Below are 19237 nucleotides of genomic sequence, written 5' to 3'. Positions count from 1 at the left end.
TTTTTCATGGCTGCATTCGTTATCGACGGCAAGGTCATTGCCGCCAAGGTTCGCGCTGATGTCGCCGCCGACGTGGCGCGCCTCAAGGAGCAGCACGGTTTCGTGCCGGGCCTGGCGGTGGTTCTGGTAGGCGAAGACCCGGCCAGCAAGGTCTATGTGCGCAACAAGGCACAGCAGACCGTCGAGTGCGGCATGCAGTCGTTCGAGTTCAAGCTGGCCGAGGATACGCCCGAGGAAGAGGTGCTGGAGCTGGTTCGCAAGCTCAACGCCGATCCGGCCGTCAACGGCATCCTGGTACAGATGCCGCTGCCCAAGCACATGGATTCAAACAAGGTTCTGGAACTGATCGATCCGCTGAAGGACGTCGATGGCTTCCATCCGATGAACGTTGGCCGCCTGTCGATCGGCGAGCGCGCGCTGGCGCCCTGCACGCCGGTCGGTTCGGTGATTCTGGCTCGCAGCTTCAAGGACGATCTGTCCGGTCTCAACGCTGTCGTCGTTGGCCGTTCGAACATCGTCGGCAAGCCAATGGCGCAGCTCCTGCTGCGTGAGAACTGCACCGTCACCATTGCACACTCGCGCACCAAGGACCTGCCAGACGTCGTGCGTGAAGCCGATCTGGTTGTGGCCGCGATCGGCAAGCCGGAGTTCGTGAAGGGCGACTGGATCAAGCCGGGCGCCATCGTGATCGACGTCGGTATCAACCGCGTGCTGAAGGAAGACGGCAAGGGCAAGATCGTCGGCGACGTCGAGTATGCCACGGCTGCGCAGGTCGCTGGCGCGATCACCCCGGTTCCCGGCGGCGTCGGTCCGATGACCATCGCGTGCCTGCTGAAGAACACGGTAGAGGCGGCGCTGATGCAGCGCGGTCTGATGCGCGCCTGATAGCGCCAAGGTGATCCGGTTAGGGGCATGAATACCGCCCTGCACTGTGATCGCCGATGAAGTAATGCGAAGCGGCGGGCTGCAGAGTCCGCCGCTTTTTTCGTATGCGGCCTCGAGTTGTGCGGCAGGTGGCGTTCCTCTTGAGCCGGACAGGCGGGCTCTTGCCGAGCGCCGCGGGCGCGGTCATCGGAGCACCCGCGGCGGGGTCGATGCCAGTGCCACTGCACGGCGCCTGACCAGCTTAAACGTGCCACACGATCCGCAGCGGTTACGCGTATGCAGAAGCTTCGTTGCGGCCCATGCTTGAAAATGGTTGCTTCGGTTCGTTTCCCCCGTGTCTAAAGCGGCCAATCAAGCCGCGTGAGCGTGCTGCTGGCGCAAGGTTTCGCCACGATAGCTCAGCGCTTCGGCAATGTGCACGCGTGCGACGGCCTCGGAGCCATCGAGATCGGCCAGCGTGCGTGCAACGCGCATCGTGCGGTGGAAACCGCGTGCAGTGAGCTGCAAGGATTCCGCAGCCCGGCGCAGCAGCTCCGCCCCCTCGGCGTCGGGGCGCGCAATATCTTCCAGCAGCCGGCCGGTGCAATCGGCGTTTGTGCGCAAGCCTTTGGCGCCAAGCGCCTCAAAGCGCGCCTGTTGCAGAGCGCGGGCGCGCGCAACCCAGGCACCAACTTCGGCGCTGCCTTCCGATGGTGGTGGCAACAGCAGATCAGCGGCACTCACGGCCGGTACTTCGATCTGCAGATCGATGCGGTCGAGCAAGGGGCCAGAGATGCGGGCCTGATACTCGGCGGCACAACGTGCGCCGCGTTTGCAGGTGCTGCCGGTTCCGCCACCGCATCGGCAAGGGTTCATCGCAGCTATAAGCTGGATGCGGGACGGATAGTGGATGCGATGGTTGGCGCGAGCAATGATCGTTTCGCCGGTTTCCAGCGGTTGCCGCAGGGCATCCAGCACACCGGGTTGAAACTCCGGCAGTTCATCCAGAAACAGTACGCCAAGATGCGCGAGACTGACCTCGCCAGGTCTCGGACGCGAGCCGCCGCCGACGAGCGCGGCCATGCTGGCGGAATGGTGCGGAGCCCTGAAAGGTCGTTGTGTTGCGAGCTTGCCGCCCATCAACTCGCCCGGCGAGACTGTGCACCATCGATACTTCCAGCATTTCCTCCGGCGACAGCGGCGGCAGGATGGAGGGTAGCCGTGCGGCCAGCATCGATTTGCCAGACCCTGGCGGGCCGGTCATCAGCAGGTTGTGGCCGCCTGCGGCCGCGACCTCCAGCGCCCGCTTAGCACTCTCCTGTCCCCGCACGTCGGCGAGGTCGGGTTGCAATGTCGTGGGCGAACTAAGTGCTGGCTTAGGGCGTGCCAGCACCTGTTGGCCTTTGAAATGATTGACCAGTGAGAGCAGGTGAGGGGCGGCGATGATGTCGATATCTTCTCCGGCCCACGCGGCCTCCAGGCCCACATTCGGCCGGACAGATGAGGCCTTTGCGCATTGCATTGGCGCCGATCGCGGCGGGTAAAGCGCCGGGCACCGCCGGATGGAGCCATCAAGCGCGAGTTCGCCAATGGCGGTGAAGCCGGCAATCACCTCAGGTGACAGGGCACCCATGGCCACCATCATCGCCAGCAGGATCGGCAGATCGAACTGGCTGCCTTCCGTGGGAAGATCGGCGGGAGCAAGGTTCACCGTGACGTGTTTGAACGGCAGGCCAAGCCCAACGGCATGCAGTGCGTTGCGCACCCGCTCGGAACTTTCAGCTACCGCCTTGTCGGGCAGGCCGACGATGACCAGCGCGGCGCGACCGGGCGTGATGCGCACCTGCACTTCAACGGCGCGCGCCTCGATACCAACGAATGCCAGCGTGGAAATATGCCCGTACATGCTGCCCCCGGTGCCGACCCAATTCCGCCGGGCGATCAACGTCGCTCCACGAAGTGTCAAGCCGATGCAACCTTAGCGTGGGGATGCGGGGCGTAAAGAACAATATGAGAACAAATCACCGGATGCTGGCGGTCGGGGTTGGCGGGCCGCATCGGTCTTTCGCCACGCCGGCGAGATATTCATTCCGTTGCGAGAGCGCCTTGCCTTCTTTGCCGGCCGCATCGTCTACCGTCCACTAAACCACCACCAGCGGCCGCACGGCCATCACGGTCGTATTGTCCTGATGCGGATCTCGAATGGCTTCCACGGCACGGATCAGTGCATTGGCAACAGCCTCGGCGCCGTCATTCGCATAGGCGGAAACGATCCGTTCGATCTCGGCGATTTCCAGCGTGTGCAGCCCATCGGACGCCAGGATGACGTAGTCGCCCTCTTCCAGCATCAACGGTTTGCGCGATACATCGACCAAGTCAAGTTCGTCGCCGGTTACGGCTGAGCGCAGCATGTGCCGTCGCGGGTCGTTTTTTGCCTGCTCCGGTGTCATCTGGCCTTCGGCGGCCATGCGATCCAGCTCCGGCGCGAGCGAATGATCTTCATTCAGCAGCGCAATCTCGCCACGGCGATAAAGCAGCAGCGGGCTGTCACCGACGCTGATCCACTCGACACCCTCGTGGGTGAAAACCGCTGCCACCAGAGTAGTGCCCATGCCCGAAAGCACCGGATTAGCGTGCACCTCAGCGGCTATTGAATCATTTGCAGACTGCAGCGATTTTATCAGCCGGTCGGAGCGCGATCCGTTGAGATCGGCGTAGGCGGAGATGAAATTCTTGCACGCCATGCGGCTGGCCAGAGCGCCAGCCGTGTGCCCGCCCATGCCATCAGCCAGCACCGCGATGAGACGCGTTGCGCTGGCGGTCAGCGGCAGCTCCGCGCTCCCGGCGCCGCGTTTCTCGGCGGGCCAGAAGGCGCTTGAGTCTTCCTGATAGTCGCGCGCACCCTTGGTTGCGCGAGCGGCGTGATCGTAGGCCTGCATCAGTCCTTGGTATCATTGAGATCGGCCCAGTCAAACTCAGCGCCACAGAACGGCACGAAAACGAGGCTGCGTGCGCCCGATCGTGATGACGTCCATCTGGTTAAGCTCTACTGCGCCGGTCGGGCGTTGCTCATTGATCGAAACGATATTGGTCTTGGCCGGGTTCGGCACGAACAGAAATGATCGTGACGAGGAATCATAACGGATATAGGCCTGCTCTTCCGACGAAATTGCATCATCGCCGAAATCCAGCGGAATGCGCTGGTTACGCGCGCGGCCCATGGTGTTGTTGCCCTCGAAGATCGGCCGGAACGCGCCCATGCCAGCGCCGCCGACAACGACCAGCCAGCCAACGACGGGATCCTGCTCGAACTCGCCGCGCTGCACCTGGGCCTTGCCGCGTACAAGCTGGGTGCGGGGCGGCTGCGTGGCTTCGGCTTCGTCAACTTTGGGGGCGCCGCCACGCACAACGCGCGTAGTGGGCGGGGTGGCGAATTCCACGTGGCGGTCAGCCTTCAGCGAGGTCTGGGCTTTCACGGCGCGCGCGGCCTCTGCCGCGCTTGGACCGCTGCCGGCCGGTGCCGCAACGGCGGCAGGTGCAGCGGATGGATTTTGCGCGGCCCGTGTTTCGTCCTTGCCGCCGGAGGGCGACGGCGTGGTCGCTGCCGCCGTTGCTGGCGTGCCCGATCCTGAGGCCGGCGCTGCGTTCTGAGGCTGAACCTGCCGCAGCATTGCCGCATCGGCTTTCACCGTAACTGGAGCGGTATCGGCAGAGCTGGCATCGCGTTGGGTGTCGTCGCGGCTCGCGGCGGCAAGAGCGTCTTTCAGCGATCCGAGAAACCGTGCCGGCTTAACTCCCTGCTGTGACATCGTCGTTCTCCGTTGCGTTTGAGGCTTCGTTCAACGCGTTTCGTGACCGCCGAGAACCGATCAGGCCGGTTTCGCAGCAAATTTCAGTTTTGCTTCCCCAACTGCGATCTCGTCGCCCGGTTGCAGCCGAGCTTCTGATACGCGCGCACCGTTGACGAAAATGCCGTTACCTTCCTGGCCGGAAAGATCGGTGATCAGCACCGATCCGTCGGACGTGCGCCGTGCTGCGGCGTGATAGCGATGCACGGTTTTTTCCTGGAGGCAGATGTCATTGTCAGCTTCACGCCCGATGCGTACGAGGGTGCGATCGATCACATATTGCCGGTTGCCGTGTTCAAGCCACGCCTGCGTCGGCCAGCTTGCAAGCCCTGTGCGTACGGTTACAGAGCGCGGCTTGGCATCGCCGCGCCGTGACGGACGCGAGACAACGATGGTTGCATCCGGTGACCGATGCTGCCGCCGCAAAATTATTCCGGCAAGTGCAAGCGAAGGCAACACGACGATGGCGACCATGACCAGCATGAGTGCCGGTGCGCTGGTGTAGCTGTCAGCAAGCCAATTCATGAAGTCGCTCCAGACGTTCGCAACGACGCCCGTGACTGCGGCTGTGCTTGCATAAAGAAGATCGCGGAGCACGCTTGTTCCGGCTTTCTTATGTCGACCTGTAGGCCGGGTGATGACCGACGAGGCGCTGCTGCAGAGATGGCGACGGCAGTAAGCAACAACTACAGCGAGCATCGCGCGAGAGAAATTTTCGCGGATCTCAAAAGTGCCAGGCCTTCACCTCAAAACAAATCAAAGTGCACCGTCATTCCGCATGAGGGCGAGATGATGGCAACAACCCGGGCGCGCAAGAAATGTTCCGATGAATATACATGCTCAAGTCTGCGCCACATTTGCCGGACATAAGTGTGTCGAAGGCGGTACGTCAATTTGACGAGCGACACAGCGCGTAGCATTTGAAGCGATGCGTCGACGCCACGGGGAGCTATGACGAATCTTATCGCGCTGCCTAGCGGAACGGTGCTGGTCGGCGATTACCGGATCGAGCGAGTGCTGGGTGCGGGGGGGTTTGGTATAACCTACCTTGCAACCGAGATTGCGCTCGCGCGTCTGGTGACGATCAAAGAATATTTTCCCAGCGATATCGCGGCGCGCGAAGGCAACATTGAAGCTGCGCCGCGCTCGCGCGATTGCTCCGGTGATTATAAGTGGGGCCTCGACCGCTTCATCGAGGAAGCGCAGACGCTTGCCAAATTCGACCACACCAACATCGTGCGCGTGTATCGCTACTTCCGCGCGAACAACACCGGCTACATGGTCCTCCACTTCGAGGAGGGCAAGAGCCTTAAGGGGTGGCTGCAGAGCCTTGGGCGGGCGCCGCGTCAGAAAGAGCTGGACGCTATTCTGGGTCCGCTGCTGGATGCGCTGGAGCTGATCCACAAATCGGATTTTCTGCATCGGGATATTGCGCCGGACAACATCATCATCCGCACGGCTGGCGATCCGGTGCTGATCGATTTTGGTTCCGCGCGCGGCGAGATTGCTTCGCACACCAAGACGGTGTCGGCGCTGGTGAAGCCGGGCTACAGCCCCTACGAGCAATATGCCGAAACGAGCCACAAGCAGGGGCCGTGGACGGATATGTACGCGCTCGCCGGCACGCTCTATCACGCCATCACCGGCAAGCGTCCGCCCGATGCGCCATCGCGCATGGTGAAGGATGATCTGATCCCCGCGCGCGAAGGTGCGCTGAGTTCCTACCGTGCCGGTTTCCTGAAGGCGATCGACAAGGCGTTGATGCTGACCGTCGAGAAGCGGCCGCAAACCATCGCTGCCTGGCGGCACGATCTTTTCGTGCCCGATCCGGTTCGCACAGGCTGGCTTGGTCGCACCGGTGGCCGGGGCAAGAGCCGAAAGCAGGATGAAGCGGTTGCGGCTGATGCGGCGGCACCAGCGGATCAGGCCGCGCAACCCGTTCATGCGCAAGCGGCCGCCGAGGTTGCCGCTCCGAAAGCACTCGCCCCCAAACTGAAGGCGCAGAATGCGCCGGTGCGCAAACCGGTGGCAAAAGAAGCCCCGGTCAAGCAGCAGCCTGTCTTGGATGTTGCTGAAGGTAAGACGGTGCTGGCCGCGACGGTACCACTGCCGCAGCCGGAGCGCGCGCCAGTCGCTGCCGCTGCTGCGCCGGTTGTCGATGAGGCTTCGAAGCCGAAGGGCGGACTGCTCGATTTTCTTGAGGGACTGCGCAAGAAGCAATCGGACAACAAGCTGGCGGACGGCGCGGCGGTCAAGGCGGCGCCTAAACCGCAGCCGAAGCTCAAGCCGGCTGCGCCGTTGCCATTGGCCGAGCCAAAGCCCGCACCCGCACCGGTCGCGCAGGCGGCTTTGCCTCCACTCGGTGTAGCAGCAGCGAAAAAGAAGCCGCCACAGAAAGCGCCAATCCCGAAGGACCATGCGCTGGTTGTTGTGAAGGCACCGTCGCGCCCCAAGCCTCGCCGCATGAAGGGCTCAAGGCCAAGTCTGGTGCCGATGCTGTTTAAGCTGCTTGTAGGCGTTGGGGTCGCCAGCGCCGCCGTGGCGATGCAGGATCGCCTGCCGCAGTTTGAAAATCGCGGCTCGGCAGTGACGACTGGCATCACAACCGGCAGCACTACAAGCCCTCCGGCACTGGAAGCACAGGAACAGGCGCAGTCGGCCAAAGCTGCAATCGTTACGCCGATCGCTGAGGTCGCGGCCCATAATGGGGCGATTACCGGCGCTGTGTTCACGGCCGACGGGCGACGCATTCTTACCAGCGGTGCCGATGGCACGATGAAGCTGTGGGATGCATCCCATCGCACACTTGTACGCACGATTGAGCTCGACGACGGGGCGGCCACTTCGCTGGCGCTCAATGGGTCGCGCGCGCTCACCGCGCACGCCAACGGCAAGGTGGTGATGTGGGACATCGATACCGCTGCCAAGCTGGTGACAGTGCAGCGCAATGAGGCAAACGTCTGGGCGGTGAAGTTCGCGGGCGATCCCGAGCGTTTTGCGGTCGCCAGCCATGACGGCGGGGTGGCACTGTGGGATGCGCGCCAGCCATCCGCACCGCTTGCTGTTCTGGATGGACACGAGAACGCCGTGCAGGCGCTTGCGTTTTCGCCGCAGCAGTTGCTGCTGGCGTCCGGCGGTGCCGACCGTGTTGTTCGGCTTTGGAATCTCGACACGCTCAGTTTGAAGCGAGCGTATCGGGGTGCGAGGGATTTCGTCACTGCGGCGGCGTTCTCGCGCAGCGGCAAGCTTATCGCGGCGGGAAGCCTGGATGGCCGGATACAGGTGCTGTCGACGCTGTCGCAGCGCCGGATGCGCGTGCTCAACGGTCATCGCGGTCGGGTGAGCGACGTGGCGTTCTCTGTATCGGGTGACGAGCTGGTTTCCGCCGGCGAAGATGGCACCGTTCGCCTGTGGGATTTGAAACGCGGGCGCATACTGCGCGCTCTGCCGGGGCATGTTGGCGGCGCGACAAAAGTGATTTTCTCACCTGATGGCCAGCAGCTTGTGTCTACCGGCACGGATGGCCGGTTGCGCTTTTGGCAATTGCCATTCGCCGCGATTGCTCAGGAATAGCTGCATTTTTTCGAAGTCTTGCGTCGATTGCAGCATTGCAGAGCTGTCATGGCTGCTGTGTACAACTATCCGTGCGCGTTGATGCCGCTTATGGCTCGCACTCGACGCGGCAGACGAAGCGCGCCACAATAAGCCATCTGTCATTTTAGAGCGAAGCGGGTGCCATGGATTTAGATGCCGTTTTGCTGGCCCGTATCCAGTTCGCCTTCACGATAACGTTCCACATCATATTTCCGAGCTTCACGATCGGACTTGCCGCGTTCATCGCAACGCTACTCGTGCGATGGCGGTTGACTGGGCGGGAGCACTTCAGAAATCTGGCGCGCTTCTGGACCAAGATTTTCGCGGTCTCGTTCGCGATGGGCGTCGTCTCCGGTATCGTGCTGTCCTATCAGTTCGGCACCAACTGGAGTAACTTCTCAGTAGTGGTTGGCAACGTGCTTGGGCCGTTGCTGGGCTATGAGGTGCTGACGGCGTTCTTTCTCGAAGCCACGTTCCTCGGCATCATGCTGTTCGGCTGGAACAGAGTTCCGCCCAATATCCACGTGCTGTCGGCAATTCTGGTCGCGGTGGGCACGTCGCTTTCGGCGTTCTGGATTCTGTCCGCCAACAGCTGGATGCAGACACCGGCGGGCCATGAGATCCGCGACGGCATCGCCTATCCGGTGGACTGGATCGCGATCATCTTCAATCCCAGTTTCCCCTATCGCTTCGCGCATATGTTTACGGCTGCCTATCTCACCACGTCGCTGGTGGTGCTGGCTGTTGGCGCCCGCTATCTCATGCAGGGTCGCTTCACTGAAGAAGCCAAGACGATGCTGCACATGGGGCTGGGCATGGTTGCCATTCTGGCGCCGCTGCAGGTGTTTATCGGCGATCAGCACGGCCTCAATACGCTGGAACATCAGCCGGTAAAGGTGGCCGCTATCGAAGCCCACTGGGATGGCTCCAAGCCCGGCGATCTCGTTCTTTTCGCGTGGCCGAACGAGAAGGAAGAGCGCAACGACTATCAGATTTCAATTCCGGGCGGTGCCAGCCTTATCCTTAAGCACAGCACGGAAGGTTTGTTCCCCGGCCTCAAAGAATTCCCGCGTGATGAACGTCCGCCGGTCGTGCCGGTGTTCTTCTCGTTCCGGATCATGGTGGGAATGGGCATGCTGATGGTCGCGCTGGGGCTTATCGGAGCGTGGCTGTGGTTCCGACGCACGCTTTACGATGCGCGCTGGTACCTTAAGTATGCGCAATACGCTTGGCCGCTTGGCTTCATCGCCACGCTGGCCGGTTGGTACACCACGGAGGTGGGGCGTCAGCCATGGATCGCGCAGGGCATACTGCGTACCAAGGATGCCGTGTCGCCGGTCGCATTCGGTGCAGTGCTTACGACGCTGATCCTGTTCGTCATCGTCTACAGCATCGTGTTCGCGATGGGCATCTACTACATAAATCGCCTCATCAATTACGGCCCCAAGGGCGCAGCAACACAAACGCCTGAAGGCGTGCCCTCGCGACCGCTGCAAGCTGCTGAACCCGCCGCGCATGACGCCATCGAGAAGGGGGCCTGAGCCATGGACGCGATCCACTATTGGCTTCCGGTTCTGTGGGCCGCCATCATCGGCGTTGCGGTTGTGCTTTACGTCATTCTTGACGGGTTCGACCTTGGCCTCGGCATCCTGTTCCCGTTCACCCCGGAGGAGGAACGCCGGGATGTGATGATGAACTCGGTCGCGCCGTTCTGGGATGGTAACGAGACGTGGCTGGTGCTCGGCGGCGGCGGTCTGTTCGTCGCCTTTCCGCTGGCCTACGCGGTGATCATGCCAGCGCTTTATCTGCCGATCATCATCATGCTGCTGGGGCTCATTTTCCGCGGCGTCGCGTTCGAATTCCGCTGGACCGCCAAGCCCAACCATCACTTCTGGGATCAGGCGTTCGCCTATGGGTCGATCGTAGCGGCGTTCATGCAGGGCGTTGTCCTGGGCGGCTACCTGCAGGGCATCCATGTCGAGAATAACGCCTTTGCGGGCGGCACGTTTGACTGGTTCGCGCCATTCCCGCTTTTCACCGGCGTGGCTCTGGTGGTCGGCTATGCGCTGCTGGGCACAACCTGGCTGATCATGAAAACCGAAGGCGAGCTGGCGGTGAATGCACGGCGCTGGTCGAAGTATTTGTTGCTGGCCGTGCTGGCGATCATGGTCATCGTCAGCCTGTGGACGCCGCTTGCGTTCGACCGCATCTCCGAGCGCTGGTTCACCTGGCCCAACATTATCTATCTGTCGCCGGTGCCAATTCTCACCGCGCTGGCCGCGTTCGGGTGCTGGTATGGTCTGAACAATGGGCGCGAGGTGATGCCGTTCATGTCGGCTATCTCTCTGTTCCTGCTTGGCTTTGTCGGGTTGGCAATTTCCAACACGCCCTATCTGGTGCCCCCCTCTCTCACCTTCTGGGACACCGCGGCTGTGCCGGAATCGCAGATCTTCATGCTGGTGGGCGTGCTGATCATGCTGCCGCTCATTCTTGGCTACACCGTCTTCGTCTACTGGATGTTCCGCGGCAAGGTGCGCGAGGGCGAGGGCTACCACTGAGTTCGCTAGCAATGAGTTCTGGGGGGTAATCGACGGCGCGGGGCTTCAGGGTCCAGGCGCCGCCATGATAGCGTGCTGTCTCAAGGACATCTGGCGATTCGCTTAGCGCGTTTCGCGCACTGCGAGCGATCGCGACTGACACCTTCGGAGAGCGCATGTTCCGCTGGCGTAGACGAAACGACGGCTTTGAATGGCGCCAATATGTGCGCACAACCATCCTCGTCCGCCGCAAGCAGCGGCGCGATCGCATCGCGGATGCGGGCAAGGCGGCCGTCGATAATCTAAAGGCTGCGGGCCATAAGGGCGTTGCGGCCGGGGCCGATGGCATCAAGGCAGTCGGCAAAGGCGCTGTCCATATCGGTGCACAGGGTGCCGATGCCGGGCTGGCAGGCGCGAAGGCGCTGGGGCGCGGCGCTGCCCATGCTGGGCAGAAGGGGGCGGTGGCCGGTGCCGAAGGCGCGAAAGTGCTGGGCCGGGCCGCAAGCAATGCCGGCCGGCAGGGTGTCTCGCTAGGTTCCGCCGGTTTGGCTGCGCTTGGAAGTGGCGCAAGGGCCTTGGGGCAGCGGGGCTACCGTCTATCTCGACGCGGAGCACGATCGATCAGCGCCGGCGCTGTCCGTGTCGGCGGCGGTGTGCGAACAGGCACCCCAATTGCCATTGAATATCTGCGCCGTGCGGGCGCCGTGCTGTTTGGTGCCATCGCCTATGCATGGGCTGTCGTGCGCGCGGCCACGGGATTGATTGCGGATTGGCTGGCGCCAATGCTTGCCCCTGTCGGCGCGCTGTTGCGGATGCCGGGGCTGCGCACCGCTCTGCTCATAGGCGGCAGCGTTGCGTTGGCGGGCGGCATAATCCGTGCCTTTGCCAACGGGATGGAAAGCGACACCTGGATTGCGCTGAGCGTCGGCGTCGGCGTGCTGCTGATGGTGGCGCTGGCTGAGATGGCCGCCGGTGTGCCGGGCTGGCTGGCAACGCCGTTGCAGAAAGCGGGCTCCAGATCCGGCGAGGCCCTAGGCAGCTTTTTCACGCGCCCTGCGGTTCAGGCCGGGGCCATGGCAGGTTTGGTTCTGCTGGTTATTGGCGGTGGTGTTGCGGCATGGCGCGGTGACGGTGGCGAGAGCCAGATAACGACCGCTTCAACCGGTAAGCTCCGCACGGCTTCCATCCGGCGCGCATCGAGCGGTGAGGTGACCGGCAGAGCCAATGCGATAACCGGCGATATGCTCCGCGTTGGCTCCAAAGTCATCCGCCTTGAGGGCATTGAAGCTCCTATGCCGGGGCAGGTTTGCAAAACCGCCAACGGCCGGACCTGGCTTTGCGGCCGCACGGCGCGCCAGGTGCTTTCCGGTCTGCTGGCCAAGGGCCGGGTGACCTGCCAGCTCAGAGCAGGCTCCGACGAAGCGGTGCCCGGCACCTGTTACATGGGCGATATGGATGTCGCTGGCCAGTTGGTTCGCGACGGCGCGGTGTTTGCCCGGCAGGGCTTCTTCGCAGCTTACGGGCGCCATGAGCAGCAGGCGGAAGATGCGAAAGCCGGTCTGTGGGCGGGCTCAGCTGATCGGCCATCTGAGTATCGTGATCAGAAATGGCAAGAAGCGACGAAAGCCGCCCCGGAGGGCTGTCCGATCAAGGGCAATGTGCGGCGTGGCCGGAAAGTCTATGTCGTGCCTTGGGCGCGCGGCTATGAACGCTTCCGGGTTGTTCGCAGCCGTGGTGAACGCTGGTTCTGTTCCGAGGACGAGGCACGTACGGCCGGTTTCAGCCCGATCGAAGAGTCTTGATCGATACCGCGACATCTCTGAAGAGCGGAAAGAGAGAAAGCCCGCGCTCCGGGGGAAGAGCGCGGGCTGCGATGCGTGACGCCACTTAGGGGGGACAGGTGGGAGGGCGCCACGTTCTGAGGATGAGAATAGCACGGGCCGTAGTTTAGAAAAGCTATTTCGTTTTCTGTTTCTTAGAGCAGTTAAAAAAAGACTTACAAACGGGCAATGTTTGCAGTTGCTCACTTCATTTTGCACTGCAAAAAAGCGAAGCATTTTGGCCGTAAAACCGGCGTTTGTGAGCTTTTATAGTGGGCGAAGTTGATTTCGCCGCAGGGTACAAGCAGGGTTTGCCGGCTGCTTTTCGGAACATGCCGCCATTCTACTTTAGTCGAATGGCGAATTCATTTTTCCAGCCCTGGAAAAAGCCGGTTTTGTAATTTCAAACGGGCAATCTCGATACCGCTGAATTGCAAGCTGGTCGCAGCCCCAACGGGTGGCGTTTGCCGATAAGCCGCCGCCACGACCACATTGCTGATCTGCGTCAAAGCATCGGTTCGCAAGCTCAGATGTGTATTCTCAGTCGCAAGCGTTCCATCGACCCACAGGCGCAGAATGCCGTCGCTCTGGCCGGGTGTGTTCAGGACAGTTTCCAGCTCGATACGCAGCCAGCGGTCGGTTGCCAGAGGCGTGACGCCGAAAATGTGAAGCGGGTCGCCGTTCTCGTTGACGCTCCGGATGAGTGGAACGCCCTGCCCGTCCCATTGGGTCTGAATGGAAATGGCATCCTGCTTTGTCGTCTGCGGATCGTCCTGCGCTTCCAAGCCGGGAAGCACGCCGCCGCGACCGAAATCAAACGTCTTGGGCAGGCGCAGATAGTAGCTGAGGCAGGTGGCAGTGCCGATCTCCTCGACGAAGGGCGACCAGCGGAATTCGATGCCGTTCGTGATGGTCCCGCCCGCGGCCGACGCTTCCGGGGTTGAGCGCAATTCAACCTGCATCGCGTCCGGTAGTGGGCCGCCTTCGACAGCAACGACCGATGCATTCTCCAGCACCCCCACGTTGCGGCCGCCACGGGTGCGGGCTTGCAGGGCCATGGGGCTCAACAGTTTGCCATCCGCGCCATGAAGGGGAAAACGCATGGCCGCACTGGAGCGTTGGGTGCATGGCGCAACGGTCGAGGTGTACGACATGTCGTAAACCACATAGCCGACGACGATGAGCCCCAACAATATTCCGCTGGCGCTAATGAGCAGGTCGAACGGCCGTTGGTGCATCCCGGTGTCCCCGACGCGAATGAAGAGAGCTGCGCCCTTGCACTCAGCTCCTCTATAGCGTGCGCGTTAAATATCCATTCTCGCTGAATATCCGTGTAGCTCTGTGTTTGCTCTGGCTGCAGCTCGGCCCTTCAATGCCTGGCCCGTACCACAGGCAATGGTGGCTCATGTGCAGATAAAAAATCATGCCTTTGGCGATCGGGTTCTGTGCGCATGATCGTCACCACGGTTTTTTTGAAGGGCATAGTGCGGTAAAAAACTCGGGGCAGAGATTTGTTCTTATGCATCTTCGCTAACGGGGGATCAAAACATGACGATCAGGCTGGCGCTGTCGGGTATTGCCCTGATGGTGATGGGCGTAGGTTCCATGCCATTGGCGCTCGATGCAACTATCCCTGCGATCAGCAAAAGTTTGCAGCAGGCGCGGACCGCTTCTCCGTTGACGGAGGTTCAGCAGCGGCGGCGATCGCGTTCGGTTGAAACGCGCGAGACCGCACCCGAAACGTCGGCATTGACTCCGGGGCAGGCCAATAACGGCGAGGTGCTGTTCGGCTTGCAGGACGTCGGTTTTCTGGTCGATCGCGATGTTATTCGTGTCGGCGCCGAGATCGGCAAATTCGATCGCATTCGGCTGCGCGTGTTGCGCAATGAAATTTTCATCACCGATCTCAAGGTGATCTTTGACGACGGCACCACCGAAACAGTCCTTTCCGATGCCCGCATTAGGGACGGCCGCAAGACCGATTGGATTGCGTTGGCACACAAGGGTTTCATCAAGGAAATCCAGCTGGTCTATCGCTCACAGCCCAAGTTCAAGGGGCAGGCGCGAGTGGAGATCTTTGGCGAATATCAGAAGGGCTGGCTTGGTGCTGATGGCGAGGGCCGCAAATATAACGATGGCTGGGTTCTGCTCGGCACCGACACGGCGGGCAGCATTGGCTTCGATGAAGTGAAAATCCCGGTTGGCGCCAACGAAGGCGGCTTCAGCCAGCTCCGCGTATCGGTCAAGGATCGCGACGTGACCATGACCAATCTGTCCGTCACCTATGAGGATGGCAGCACGGATGAGTTGAACGCGAACCGGACTAAGATTGCAGCAGATGAGGCTTTCGGTCCGGTCACCCTCAAGCAAAAGGCTGGCATCAAGCAGGTTGAGGCGACCTGGCGCTCCCGCGCGCTTGCAACCTCAAAGCGAGATCGGGCCTATGCAACGGTGCAGGTGTGGGGCAAGCATTAAGCAACTACGCTGGGCCGTCTGCTCAAGATCACGCGAAGTTGTGATGGTCGTGATTGGCGTATGACAGGCGAATGCGGAATTATACTGCCAAGCCCCGCGTGACAGGACGAAATAAAAAGCCGGCACCCTTTTGGGGCGCCGGCTTTTTTAATTTCAGATCGTCGGGCAGCACATCCGGGCTTGGAACGACCGGATGTACTACCAGCGTGGCTGCATCAGCCGAAGGCGCCGAAGTGGTGGGAGATGCCGGTGCCGATTTCGCGGATCAGATCGTACGACTGCTCCATCGGCGTCAGGATTTCCGTTTCGATCCGGCCATAGTCGTCGATGCCATGCGGCCGGTAGGTGGCCTTCTCACCGAACTGGGTTTCATCGCCACGTTCGTGCGCACGCCGCGGGAACGCCTTGCGCATTTCCGATACGACTGCGGGCACATCCAGCATCAGCGCGAGATCGAATAGCTGAGCATGCGAAATGCCGTCGTGGGTCGCAAAGCGTGGCATCTGAGCCGCCAGCACGAATACGCGCATGATAAGCGCTAGGCGGATCGCCTGCAGCAGATCGAGTTCAAGGCGCGCGTCATCCGGGATCTTGCCGGCTTCGATGCCAATTTCTTCCAGCAGTGAGTGCAGTTCAACCGCGTCGAGGCGCAGATGGTGCACCAGACCGTTGATCTCACCATTGCGATCATCGGACAGCAGATTTGCAGCCAGCGCGCGGAACGCAGGCTCGATGTTGGGCTCGCGACCCCAAGAGGCTCGCCAGGCCCAATAGCCCGGGTCGAACACCTTCGCGTTCGCGGCCATGGCATTGAGGCTGGAGAGCTGCTTGCCGCGGGCGATCATCTCGATCAGCGTACGCAGACGCTGGGAGTTGCGCGCAAGCTCGACAAAGCGCTCGCGCTCCGAGCCAACAGCAGCGCCAAGGCCGGCAACGACGTTCGCCACATAGCCGAACTCCTGCAGGATTGCGTTGTTCGGGATGGCCCGCATCCGCGACACGGCGCTGCGATCGACGGCGCCGCTGGCGTCCATCTGGCGCTTCACCGGACGCGACCCGGTCTTGTACAGAATGTTGGCACCAAACGCGCTCAGGACAGACCGATATCCCGGATGGGCGAACAGGTGCTCCTGATAGGTGCGCAGCCGACCCAGGAAGTCGAGCCGAAGGTCTTCATCCTCGTAGAACGGATCGTTCGTTTCGCCGGGCACCTCGCCGTCCATGATGACGGAAGCAAGCGCGCGCGTCGTCAGGCGGCGATTGGCGAAGAACAGATAGCCATCACCACCCTGGAAGCTGGTCTCGTGCTTGAGCGGAATGCCGTTGTCGGCGAAGCGCCGACGGACGTCGTCGGAGAACAGATAGTTCAAGCGAGACTGCATCGGGCCGGGATGCGCACCGCGGCCCATCGATTCGCCGTGGGTAGAGAAGACCAGGGTCTCGATGCCCTTGACGTCCGAATTGGCGATGGCCTCGGCGATGCCGTTATGCATGCGCTCGATAGCCAGCGTCGCTGCGATCTGACCGACAAAGCGACCAGCGTCAGAGAAGCCCGTCTGCAATGAGAGGCGTCCACGACCACGCACGTAGTCGATGTAGGCGCGTTCTTCCAGCAGCCGTTCGATGATACGAGTGCCGGTTTCCAGGCCAAGCGGCGTTTCAAACAGCGGCGATACGTCGGTGATGTCATCGACGCCGAACAGCTTGGCGAAGAAGATGGCGATCAGCACCGTAGCGGGCGATTCAGTTTCTGCGATCAGGAAGCGCACCGGCGTCTCGCGATCGACGTGCTTCTTGATCTGCGCGATGAGTGCGAACTGACGGATTGCGGTCGCGGTTTCGAGATCCAGGGATTCGAAATTTACCGTCTCTTTGCGCGCGCCCTCAATCATGCTGACGATGCGTGCCAACGCCTGGCTTTCAGACAGATCGCGCGTCCACGGCTCGTGCACGAAGGCGCGGAATGCGTTGTTGAGCTGCACGGCGTTGATGCGCACGTGGATGTGTGCGGTGCCGAGGCCGGTTGCTTCCATCAGGCCAGCGAGCACTGCGATGGAACGCTTTTGACTGCCATCGGGAAGTTGCTCCGCCAGACTGCGCAGCAGGCTGACGATCGGCTCCACCGTCGTGATGTTGTATCCATCCTGACGGGTGATGATGTTGGCGGCTTGGGCCAGCTCGCCATCGCCATTCATCACCTTGTCCAGCGCGGCGATCTGCTCGTCGACGGCGGCAATGGTCAGGTCGAGCTTGCCGGTAACCTGGCGGCAAAGGCGCTGTGCTTCGCCTTCGGTGGGAAGCTCGTCCCGGATGGCGAAGAAGCGCTCGCGGATATCGGCCAGCGATGCACGCTTTTCGGTGAGACGCAGAATGAACGACTTGCGCCAGCTGATGTCGGTGCGGCCGTCGAGGTCATAGCCAACCCAGCAGGCAAACGTCGCCAGCTTCGGGTGCAGCGTATAGGCTTTGTCGCCAAACCGATGCACGGCGGCGGTGAAAAAGCTGTCCAGCAGCTCGACGTAAGCGTTACGAAGGTTCTGGATGGCGTTCTGGGCGCGGCGATGCTCGTACGCCAGATCGATCGAGTCATCGGGCCGATGCGGCACGCCAATAGGCGTGTTGGGATCGAACTCATCGGCAACGGCGATCTCAACGATGCGCTTTGAGAGCTCGTCGGAAAGGCCAAACGTGGGATGCGCCGTCAGCACGATGCCCGTGCGCGCGCGTTCCCAGCGTTGTTTGAAGGTATCGAAGTCGGCTGCGGCTGCGGCGCCTTCGACGAAGTCGGCGAATTCCTGATAGGTGGTGCTGCGATCAACGAAGCCCACGCGCTCGCGCAGATGGCGTGCACGCTGCACGCAGGCGCGATCCATGAGGCGCGTAGCAATCGCCTTCAGATCGTCGAAGCTGATGTCGTTGTTTTCGAGCTGTCGTGACAGATCAAATGCAAGATTGACGATGGGGTTGAGCGCCGGCGTATCGGGAATGCGCTTGCGCAGTGCGCGCAACTCGTCACGCAGCTTGAATTCGTCGAGCTTGCCGGAGCCGGCAGTCGGCAACACTTCGTCTTGCATTCTGTTCTCCACGTTATCGCGCAAGGCCGCCAACGCGGCGGAACGCCCGTCCGTGAAGAATTCGGGGTCGCCGGAGGGGATGATTGGGCTCGTCCCTTGCAGGAGACGAGCCCGAAGCTCTTACGCTACTTTATTGAAAGAGTTTAGAACTTTGGCGACGGTTGCCCCCATCTCCGAAGGAGTTGGAGCAATGGTGACGCCGCAGCCCTTCAGGATCTCAACCTTCTCCGGCGCAGACTCGCCAAATGCCGAGATAATTGCACCGGCGTGGCCCATCTTGCGTCCCTTGGGCGCGGAAAGGCCGGCGATGTAGGCGATGACCGGCTTCGTCATGTGGTCGCGCGCGTACTGGCCGCCTTCAGCTTCCTGCGGACCACCGATCTCACCGATCATCAGCACGGCGTCGGTTTCCGGGTCACTCTCGAAATGCTCAAGAATATCGCGGAACGAGGAACCGTTGATCGGGTCGCCGCCGATGCCGACGGAAGTGGAGACGCCGATGCCAAGAGCCTTGAGCTGGGCAGCAGCTTCATAACCGAGCGTGCCCGAGCGTCCGATGATGCCAACGCGGCCGTGCAGATAGATGTGCCCTGGCATGATGCCCAGCATGGCCTTGCCCGGCGAGATGGTGCCGGCGCAGTTGGGGCCAGTGAGAACCATGCGGCCCTCTTTCTTGTAGCGGCGCATGTAGCGCTTCACCCGGATCATGTCCTGAGCCGGGATGCCATCGGTGATGCAGACGCAGTATTTGATGCCTGCATCGGCCGCTTCCATGATCGCGTCGGCAGCGAATGGCGGCGGCACGAACACGATGGATGCTTCCGCGCCGGTTTCCTGCACCGCGCCTTTAACGGTGTTGAACACGGGGCGGCCAAGGTGCGTGGAGCCACCTTTGCCGGGCGTAACGCCGCCTACGACATTTGTGCCGTAGTCGATCATTTCCTGCGCGTGAAAGGTTCCGATGCGCCCGGTGAAACCCTGGATGAGGACCGGGGTATTCTCATTAATGAAAATAGCCATTAGCT

12 protein-coding genes and 1 pseudogene are annotated in these 19237 nt (G+C 61.6%); 6 read left to right on the top strand and 7 right to left on the bottom strand.

Going from position 1 to position 19237, the window contains the following annotated elements; translation table 11 throughout:
- Positions 1 to 6 precede the first annotated feature (6 nt).
- Positions 7 to 885 (top strand): bifunctional methylenetetrahydrofolate dehydrogenase/methenyltetrahydrofolate cyclohydrolase FolD, encoded by an 879-nt coding sequence (gene folD, locus QEZ49_RS13395; protein ID WP_280387344.1) that lies wholly within the window; start codon positions 7 to 9, stop codon positions 883 to 885.
- A gap of 351 nt (positions 886 to 1236) precedes the next feature.
- Here folD and QEZ49_RS13390 read toward each other — a convergent pair.
- The 4 genes and pseudogenes from QEZ49_RS13390 to QEZ49_RS13375 all read right to left on the bottom strand — a co-directional run bounded on the left by QEZ49_RS13390 (position 1237) and on the right by QEZ49_RS13375 (position 5309).
- Positions 1237 to 2770, bottom strand: a pseudogene (locus QEZ49_RS13390) (YifB family Mg chelatase-like AAA ATPase).
- 235 nt (positions 2771 to 3005) lie between these two features.
- Entirely contained in the window at positions 3006 to 3803 is a 798-nt protein-coding gene (locus tag QEZ49_RS13385) for a protein phosphatase 2C domain-containing protein (RefSeq protein ID WP_280387627.1), read from the bottom strand.
- A 36-nt stretch (positions 3804 to 3839) separates the two neighbouring features.
- Complete coding sequence (locus QEZ49_RS13380) at positions 3840 to 4673, bottom strand: FHA domain-containing protein (protein ID WP_280387625.1); 834 nt, start codon at positions 4671 to 4673, stop codon at positions 3840 to 3842.
- A 60-nt stretch (positions 4674 to 4733) separates the two neighbouring features.
- Positions 4734 to 5309, bottom strand: a complete 576-nt coding sequence (locus QEZ49_RS13375; protein WP_280387623.1) for an FHA domain-containing protein — start codon at positions 5307 to 5309, stop codon at positions 4734 to 4736.
- 354 nt (positions 5310 to 5663) lie between these two features.
- Between QEZ49_RS13375 and QEZ49_RS13370 the strand changes: the two genes are divergently transcribed.
- The 4 genes from QEZ49_RS13370 to QEZ49_RS13355 all read left to right on the top strand — a co-directional run bounded on the left by QEZ49_RS13370 (position 5664) and on the right by QEZ49_RS13355 (position 12645).
- Positions 5664 to 8285: a serine/threonine-protein kinase gene (locus QEZ49_RS13370; protein WP_280387621.1), complete on the top strand. Its 2622-nt coding sequence runs from the start codon at positions 5664 to 5666 to the stop codon at positions 8283 to 8285.
- Positions 8286 to 8449: 164 nt separating this feature from the next.
- On the top strand, positions 8450 to 9847 hold the full coding sequence (locus QEZ49_RS13365; RefSeq protein ID WP_280387619.1) for a cytochrome ubiquinol oxidase subunit I: 1398 nt from the start codon (positions 8450 to 8452) through the stop codon (positions 9845 to 9847).
- Between the two features lie 3 nt (positions 9848 to 9850).
- Positions 9851 to 10864, top strand: coding sequence for a cytochrome d ubiquinol oxidase subunit II (cydB, locus tag QEZ49_RS13360; RefSeq protein WP_280387617.1), 1014 nt, complete (start codon positions 9851 to 9853; stop codon positions 10862 to 10864).
- Positions 10865 to 11019: 155 nt separating this feature from the next.
- Positions 11020 to 12645: a hypothetical protein gene (locus QEZ49_RS13355; protein WP_280387615.1), complete on the top strand. Its 1626-nt coding sequence runs from the start codon at positions 11020 to 11022 to the stop codon at positions 12643 to 12645.
- Positions 12646 to 13028: 383 nt separating this feature from the next.
- Here the strand turns inward: QEZ49_RS13355 and QEZ49_RS13350 are convergent, their stop codons facing one another.
- Positions 13029 to 13901 carry a hypothetical protein gene (locus QEZ49_RS13350; protein WP_280387614.1) on the bottom strand — a complete coding sequence of 291 codons (873 nt, stop codon included), beginning with the start codon at positions 13899 to 13901 and terminating at the stop codon, positions 13029 to 13031.
- A 310-nt stretch (positions 13902 to 14211) separates the two neighbouring features.
- Between QEZ49_RS13350 and QEZ49_RS13345 the strand changes: the two genes are divergently transcribed.
- The gene (locus QEZ49_RS13345) at positions 14212 to 15138 is read left to right on the top strand and encodes a hypothetical protein (protein ID WP_280387612.1); all 927 of its coding nucleotides are present in this window, start codon (positions 14212 to 14214) and stop codon (positions 15136 to 15138) included.
- 215 nt (positions 15139 to 15353) lie between these two features.
- Here QEZ49_RS13345 and QEZ49_RS13340 read toward each other — a convergent pair whose 3' ends face one another.
- Together QEZ49_RS13340 and sucD are read right to left on the bottom strand one after the other, a co-directional pair.
- Positions 15354 to 18212: a phosphoenolpyruvate carboxylase gene (locus tag QEZ49_RS13340; protein ID WP_280387611.1), complete on the bottom strand. Its 2859-nt coding sequence runs from the start codon at positions 18210 to 18212 to the stop codon at positions 15354 to 15356.
- A 120-nt stretch (positions 18213 to 18332) separates the two neighbouring features.
- Positions 18333 to 19232 carry a succinate--CoA ligase subunit alpha gene (gene sucD, locus QEZ49_RS13335; RefSeq protein ID WP_280387609.1) on the bottom strand — a complete coding sequence of 300 codons (900 nt, stop codon included), beginning with the start codon at positions 19230 to 19232 and terminating at the stop codon, positions 18333 to 18335.
- Between the last annotated feature and the right edge of the window lie 5 nt (positions 19233 to 19237).

It is taken from the genome of Hyphomicrobium sp. D-2, assembly GCF_029872155.1.
Lineage (GTDB): Bacteria > Pseudomonadota > Alphaproteobacteria > Rhizobiales > Hyphomicrobiaceae > Hyphomicrobium_A.
Note: the sequence above shows the minus strand (reverse complement) of the source record. Positions and strands in the feature narration are given on the sequence as shown.

Coding starts and splice junctions, on each gene's coding strand:
- folD (WP_280387344.1), top strand. CDS start 7: ATGGCTGCATTCGTTATCGACGGCAAGGTCATTGCCGCCAAGGTTCGC.
- QEZ49_RS13385 (WP_280387627.1), bottom strand. CDS start 3,803: ATGCAGGCCTACGATCACGCCGCTCGCGCAACCAAGGGTGCGCGCGAC.
- QEZ49_RS13380 (WP_280387625.1), bottom strand. CDS start 4,673: ATGTCACAGCAGGGAGTTAAGCCGGCACGGTTTCTCGGATCGCTGAAA.
- QEZ49_RS13370 (WP_280387621.1), top strand. CDS start 5,664: ATGACGAATCTTATCGCGCTGCCTAGCGGAACGGTGCTGGTCGGCGAT.
- QEZ49_RS13365 (WP_280387619.1), top strand. CDS start 8,450: ATGGATTTAGATGCCGTTTTGCTGGCCCGTATCCAGTTCGCCTTCACG.
- cydB (WP_280387617.1), top strand. CDS start 9,851: ATGGACGCGATCCACTATTGGCTTCCGGTTCTGTGGGCCGCCATCATC.
- QEZ49_RS13355 (WP_280387615.1), top strand. CDS start 11,020: ATGTTCCGCTGGCGTAGACGAAACGACGGCTTTGAATGGCGCCAATAT.
- QEZ49_RS13350 (WP_280387614.1), bottom strand. CDS start 13,901: ATGCACCAACGGCCGTTCGACCTGCTCATTAGCGCCAGCGGAATATTG.
- QEZ49_RS13345 (WP_280387612.1), top strand. CDS start 14,212: ATGACGATCAGGCTGGCGCTGTCGGGTATTGCCCTGATGGTGATGGGC.
- QEZ49_RS13340 (WP_280387611.1), bottom strand. CDS start 18,212: ATGCAAGACGAAGTGTTGCCGACTGCCGGCTCCGGCAAGCTCGACGAA.
- sucD (WP_280387609.1), bottom strand. CDS start 19,232: ATGGCTATTTTCATTAATGAGAATACCCCGGTCCTCATCCAGGGTTTC.